This window comes from Planctomycetota bacterium (assembly GCA_026387035.1).
In the GTDB taxonomy this organism is placed as follows: Bacteria; Planctomycetota; Phycisphaerae; order FEN-1346; family FEN-1346; genus JAPLMM01.
Genome location: JAPLMM010000161.1, coordinates 1 through 6,072, shown reverse-complemented (window position 1 = coordinate 6,072; position 6,072 = coordinate 1). Strand labels below are relative to the sequence as shown.

The following is a 6,072-nucleotide window of genomic DNA, read 5'->3' as shown; positions in this document are numbered from 1 at the left end:
GTGCCGTGCGACGTCGCGCTGCCGTCGGCCACGCAGAACGAGATTGACACGGCCGCAGCGGAGAAACTGGTGAAGCACAAGTGCCTCGCGGTCGGCGAAGGCGCGAACATGCCCTCGACGCCCAACGCCATCAAGATCTTCCTGGACAACGGTGTGGCGTTCGGTCCGGCGAAGGCAGCGAACGCGGGCGGCGTGGCCACGAGCGCCCTGGAGATGTGCCAGAACTCGATGCGCCTCAACTGGACGTTCGAAGAGGTGGACCACAGGCTGCACATGATTATGGACAACATCTACGACCAGTGCGTGAAGGCGTCGGAGGCGTACGGCATGAAGGGCAACCTTGTGGCGGGCGCCAATATCGCCGGCTTCCTCAAGGTCGCCGACGCCATGATGGCCCAGGGCATCGTCTGAGAGGCTGCTACCGGGCGGCGCGACTCCGCCATCCCCCCGGCGGGGCGCGCCTGCCCATCTTGACGGCGAAAGGCGGAACCGTGCCACCGGCAACCCGTGCGGAGAACTCCCTCGACAGCCGCCGGAAGGTGGCGGCCATCCTGCGCACGCTGGACGAGGCAGGCCGACCCCTCGGCTCGACGAAGATCGCGCGGGCGCTTCGGGCCGTCGGGATCGACCTCGAGCAGCGGATGGTCCGCAATTACCTTGAGACCGCCGACGTCGCGGGACTCACGGTAAATCTGGGGCGGCGCGGTCGGCAAATCACGACTCGCGGCCGGCAGGAACTGGCCAAGGCGGTCGCGTTCGACAAACTTGGGACCATCGACGCCCGGGCGGACGAACTCGCGTACCAGATGACGCTCGACCTCGGCCGACGCAAAGGAACGGTCATCCTGAACGTCTCGACCGTGCCGCTGACGCGCCTCCGGGACGCCAGGGAAATCATCGCGCGTGTCGTCCGGGCGGGGCTCGGAATGGGCCGATTCGGCCTCGTGTCGGAAACCGGGGCCGAACTGACCGGCGACCACATCGCGCCGAATGAGGCCGCGATCGGAACCGTGTGCGGCATCACGCTGAACGGGCTTTTGCGCGCCGCGGGCGTGCCGGTCGTTTCAAGGTTTGGCGGCCTCTTGGAGATTCGCGGCGGGGAACCCTTCCGCTTCGCCCACATCATCCACTACGACGGGACGACGCTGGACCCGGTCGAAATCTTCATCAAGGCGCAAATGACGAGCGTGCTGGACGTTGCGGAGAAAGGCTCAGGCCTCCTCGGGGCGAGTTTCCGCGAGGTTCCGGCGGCGGCCCTGCCCCGCGTTGAAAAGGTGGTCGCGCAGATGGACCGCGAGGGGCTTGGAGGCCTCATCGTTCTCGGACAACCGAGCCGGCCGCTCCTCGACATCCCCGTCGGTCCCGGCCGCGCGGGCCTCGTGGTGGCGGCGGGGTTGAATCCGCTGGCCGCGGTCGAGGAGTCAGGCATCGCGACGTGGAACCGGGCGCTGGCCCGGCTGTACGAGTTTGCGGCCCTTATGCCGCTGGACGGCAAGCCCAGAGAGGCATGAGGCGCGGCTAGTATCGTCAGCACTTCAGTTCCGCGATCTTGGCGGGGATGTCGGGGCTCTTGAGGAGGCTTTCGCCGACGAGGACGGCATCGACGCCGACCGCCGCCAGCCGACGAACGTCCGCCGCGCTCCCGATGCCGCTCTCGGACACCAGGACGTGCCCCGCGGCGCGGACGACGGCCGCCAGGCGTTCAGTGGTTTCGAGGCCCACTTTGAAGGTCTTCAGGTCGCGGTTGTTGATGCCGACCAGGACCGCCCCGCAGCCGATAGCGGCCTCGAGCGGTTCGTCGCTGTGGGCTTCGGCCAGGACGTCCATGCCGAGGTCGGCCGCCAGGAACGCCAGGTCCGTCATGCGTCGCGGCTCGAGGGCTTCGGCGATGAGGAGAATGGCGTCGGCGCCGGCGGCACGGGCCTCGTAAACCTGGACCTCGTCGATGAGGAAATCCTTGCGGAGGATGGGCAGGCGGACGGCGGCGCGGACTTCGCGAAGATGCTCGATCGAGCCGCCGAAAAACTCGCCGTCCGTCAGGCACGAGATCGCGTCCGCCCCGCCCCGCTCGTAGTGACCGGCGATCTCGGCGGGGACAAACGGGTCCGCGATGACCCCGGCCGAGGGCGAACGGCGCTTGATCTCGGCCACGACGCGCATGGGCTGGTCCGGCGCCCGGCGAAGGGCGTCCGCCAGGCTGCGCGGCGGCGGGGCGTCGCGGCAGGCCGCCTTGAAGTCGTCAAGGGCGTCCGCGAGGTCGGCCACCTCGCGGCACTTGACGGCGAGGATTTTCGATAGAATGTCGTCGGGCACGGCACCGGTCCTCGTGGAAACGGCGACGAAAACGACTGTATCCGGCGCCGGGCGGAAATCAACCTTTTTGCTTGAAGCGCGGGCCCTCGGGACATAGAATCTGTGGCGGGCTTCACTCCGGCCCACCCACCGATGGACTTCGTCGCCCGCATTGGAGAGAATCGTGCAGACGTTCACCGTCAGGACCGGGTCGCGCGTTGAGATGATCGACATTACGGCCCGGGTTGCGGAGGCGATCCGCGAGGAAGGCCTGGAGGAAGGCATCGCCGTCGTTTTTGTCCCGCACACGACCGCGGGCGTCACCATCAACGAGAACGCCGACCCAAGCGTGACGCGCGACATCCTGGCGGAGACGAGCAAGATCGTTCCCTTCGACGACGCGTACCACCACAGCGAAGGCAACTCGGCCGCCCACATCAAGTCGTGCCTCTTCGGCCCGTCGCTGACGGTGCTCGTCTCCGGGGGCCGGCCGGTGCTGGGAACCTGGCAGGCGATTTACTTCTGCGAGTTCGACGGTCCGCGGACTCGCCAGGTCCACGTAAGGGCACAGTAAAGTAGATTGCGGATCGCGGCCCCTCGACCATGCTCGGGCCGCCCTGAGCGAGGTCGAAGGGCGGATTGCCCTTCGAGAGCCTCAGGGCCCTGAGCATGGTCGAAGGGCGGATTGCGGATTTCAGGAAAACGCGAAACAGCAAAGGCAAAAACGGCACATGGCTAGCCCCGAGCGCTTGCCCGCCGTAGCCTTGGCGAAGGCGGGTAAGCGAGGGGGCGTACTATGAGAAACCGGCAGCATAACGGCAACGCGATGAGTGACGCCCCGCGGCATCATTGCGGCGTGTTCGGCATCTTCGGCGACGAGCGCGCCGCCGAACGCACCTACCTTGGCCTTTATGCCCTCCAGCACCGCGGCCAGGAAAGCGCCGGCATCGCCGTTTCCGACGGGCACCACGTCACCGCCCACAAGGGGATGGGCCTGGTGTCGCAGGTCTTCACGGCCGACGTCATGGCGCGCTTCACCGGCCGAAGCGCCATCGGCCACAACCGTTACTCGACGACGGGCTCGTCCAGCCTGGTCAACGCGCAGCCGATCGTGATCGACTTCAAGCGCGGTCCGCTGGCGGCGGCGCACAACGGCAATCTGGTGAACGCGGCGGAACTCCGGGCGCGGATGGAGGAGGACGGCTCCATCTTCCAGACGACGACCGACTCCGAGATCGTCCTGCACCTCGTGGCCCGGTCGAAGCACGAGGACCTGGCGGACATGATCCTGGAGGCCCTGGCGCAGACGGTCGGGGCCTACTGCTTCGTCTTTCTGAGCCGCGACCGTCTCATCGCTGCGCGCGACCCGTACGGTTGGCGCCCGCTGTGCCTGGGGCGGCTCGGCGACGCCTACGTCGTCGCCTCCGAATCGTGCGCCCTGGACATCGTAGGCGCCAAATACCTGCGCAGCATCGACCCGGGCGAGATGGTGGCAATCAACTGGGGCGGCCTGAAGTCATACCGGCTGCCGGAGGCGCCGCGCCGGGCGCTCTGCATTTTCGAGTACATCTACTTCGCCAGGCCGGACAGTTGGATTTTCGGCCAGAAGACCGACAAGATTCGCCGGGCGCTCGGTTGGCAACTGGCCGAGGAGCACCCGGCGTCGGCCGACATCGTCATTGCGGTGCCCGACTCGGCGAACACGGCCGCGATCGGCTATGCCGAGTCGTCCGGCATCCGGTTTGAGATCGGCCTGATCCGGAACCATTACGTCGGGCGGACCTTTATCTCGCCGCATCAGCACGAGCGCGATTTGAACGTGCGGCTGAAGTTCAACCCCGTGACGGGCGTCCTGAAGGGCAAGCGCGTCGTCGTGGTGGAGGACTCGATCGTCCGCGCGACGACGATGCAGAACCTGGTGCGGCTGATCCGGACGGCGGGCCCCGCCGAGGTCCACGTCCGCGTCTCCAGCCCGCCGATCCGCTGGCCGTGCTTCTACGGCATCGACATGTCCACGCAGGAGGAACTGATTGCGGCGACGCACAGCGTCGAGGAAATCCGCGAGTTCATCGGCGCCGATTCGCTCGAGTACCTTTCCGTCGAAGCGATGTTGAAGGTCGTCCCCACGCCCAGCGACATGTGCACCTCGTGCTTCACGGGCGACTATCCGACGCCCGTGCCGGCGCATTTCGAGAAAGAGCAGTTCTCGGCCGAACGGTCGCCACGGGTCCCGGCGCGCCGGGAACTGGGCGAGCGGGAGGGAAAGCCTTGAGCCGGCCGGCCATCCTCGCCCTGGAAGACGGCCGCACCTTCGAAGGCCGCGCGTTCGGCGCCCTCGCCGAAGCGTCCGGCGAAATCATCTTCAACACGAGCATGACGGGTTACCAGGAAGTGGTGACCGACCCGTCGTACCGCGGGCAGATCGTGGCGATGACGTATCCGCTGATCGGGAACTACGGCGTCAACGAGGAAGACGTCGAGTCGCACCGCCCGTGGGTCGAGGGGTTTGTGGTGCGGGAACTCAGCCGCCTGCGCTCCAACTGGCGCTCGACGAAAGACCTTGGGACATATCTGAAGGAGAACGGCGTCCCGGGCATCGAAGGCGTGGACACGCGGGCCCTGACGAAACACATCCGCCAGATCGGGGCCATGCGGGGCGTCCTGTCGAGCCGCGACCTCGACCCGAAGCGCCTCGTCGCCAAAGCCAAAGCGTCGCCCGGCCTCGTCGGCCGAGACCTCATTCGGGAAGTCACCTCCGATGAGGCCTGGGAGTGGGAGCCGAACGGCGACCGGGCGGCCCTTCGCGTCGTGGTGCTGGACTACGGCGTCAAGTACGGCATTCTGCGTCGGCTGCGAGAAATCGGGTGCCGCGTCATCGTCGTCCCGGCCGGCGCGACGCCCGAGGCCATCGCCGATCAGAAACCCGACGGGATTCTGCTCTCGAACGGTCCCGGCGACCCCGCCGCTGCGCCGTATGCCGTCGAGACGATTCGCCAACTCGTCGAGCGCCCGCCCGGAGGGAAAGCGATCCCGATCTTCGGCATTTGCATGGGGCATCAGATGCTCGGCCAGGCGCTGGGCGGGCGGACGTTCAAACTGAAGTTCGGCCACCACGGGGCGAACCATCCTGTGAAGGACACGCGCACGGGCAAGGTGGCCATCACGGTGCAGAACCACGGCTTCTGCGTGGACATCGAGTCGCTCGGGCGCGCGGACGTCGAGGTCACCCACATGAACCTCAACGACGGGACGCTCGAGGGCCTGGAGCACCGTCGGCTGCCGCTGTTCTCGGTGCAGTTCCATCCGGAGGCGTCGCCCGGACCGCACGACGCCCGCTACTTGTTCGACCGATTCGTGGAGATGATGCGCCCCGGCCATGCCTAAGCGAACCGACATCAAGAAGATCCTGGTCATCGGCTCCGGCCCGATTATCATCGGCCAGGCCTGCGAGTTCGATTACTCCGGGACCCAGGCGTGCAAGGCCCTCCGGGCGGAGGGGTACGAGGTGGTCCTTATCAACTCGAACCCGGCGACGATCATGACGGACCCGGAGTTCGGCGACCGGACGTACATCGAGCCGATCACGCCGGAGTTCGTCGAGGCCATCATCCGCGAGGAACGGCCGGACGCCCTGCTGCCGACCGTCGGCGGCCAGACGGCCCTCAACTGCGCCCGGGCACTCGCGCAAAGCGGCGTCCTCGAACGGTACGGCGTGGAGATGATCGGGGCGAACCCCCAGGCCATCGAGAAGGCCGAGAGCCGCGAACTCTTCAAGCAGGC

Annotated in this window: 7 protein-coding genes; 6 read left to right on the top strand and 1 reads right to left on the bottom strand. The window is 67.1% G+C overall.

The window, feature by feature from the left end:
• Together NTX40_05550 and NTX40_05545 are read left to right on the top strand one after the other, a co-directional pair.
• A partial coding sequence (locus NTX40_05550) for an NADP-specific glutamate dehydrogenase (GenBank protein MCX5648547.1) occupies positions 1-411 on the top strand: 411 nt, incomplete at its 5' end.
• An 80-nt stretch (positions 412-491) separates the two neighbouring features.
• Complete coding sequence (locus NTX40_05545) at positions 492-1,511, top strand: NrpR regulatory domain-containing protein (protein ID MCX5648546.1); 1,020 nt, start codon at positions 492-494, stop codon at positions 1,509-1,511.
• Positions 1,512-1,527: 16 nt separating this feature from the next.
• On the opposite strand, the gene trpC is transcribed toward NTX40_05545, so the two are convergent.
• Positions 1,528-2,313, bottom strand: coding sequence for an indole-3-glycerol phosphate synthase TrpC (trpC, locus tag NTX40_05540; GenBank protein ID MCX5648545.1), 786 nt, complete (start codon positions 2,311-2,313; stop codon positions 1,528-1,530).
• A gap of 160 nt (positions 2,314-2,473) precedes the next feature.
• Here trpC and NTX40_05535 point away from each other — a divergent pair, with 160 nt between their 5' ends.
• From NTX40_05535 to carB, 4 genes are all read left to right on the top strand, one after another.
• Entirely contained in the window at positions 2,474-2,866 is a 393-nt protein-coding gene (locus tag NTX40_05535) for a secondary thiamine-phosphate synthase enzyme YjbQ (GenBank protein MCX5648544.1), read from the top strand.
• A gap of 222 nt (positions 2,867-3,088) precedes the next feature.
• A complete protein-coding gene (gene purF, locus NTX40_05530; GenBank protein ID MCX5648543.1) occupies positions 3,089-4,564 on the top strand; it encodes an amidophosphoribosyltransferase in 1,476 nt (491 codons plus the stop codon).
• Positions 4,561-5,676, top strand: coding sequence for a glutamine-hydrolyzing carbamoyl-phosphate synthase small subunit (gene carA / locus NTX40_05525; protein MCX5648542.1), 1,116 nt, complete (start codon positions 4,561-4,563; stop codon positions 5,674-5,676). The genes purF and carA overlap by 4 nt, the downstream gene beginning before the upstream one ends.
• Positions 5,669-6,072 (top strand): carbamoyl phosphate synthase large subunit (gene carB, locus NTX40_05520; protein ID MCX5648541.1); only part of this gene is annotated, 404 nt, incomplete at its 3' end. The genes carA and carB, both read left to right, overlap by 8 nt.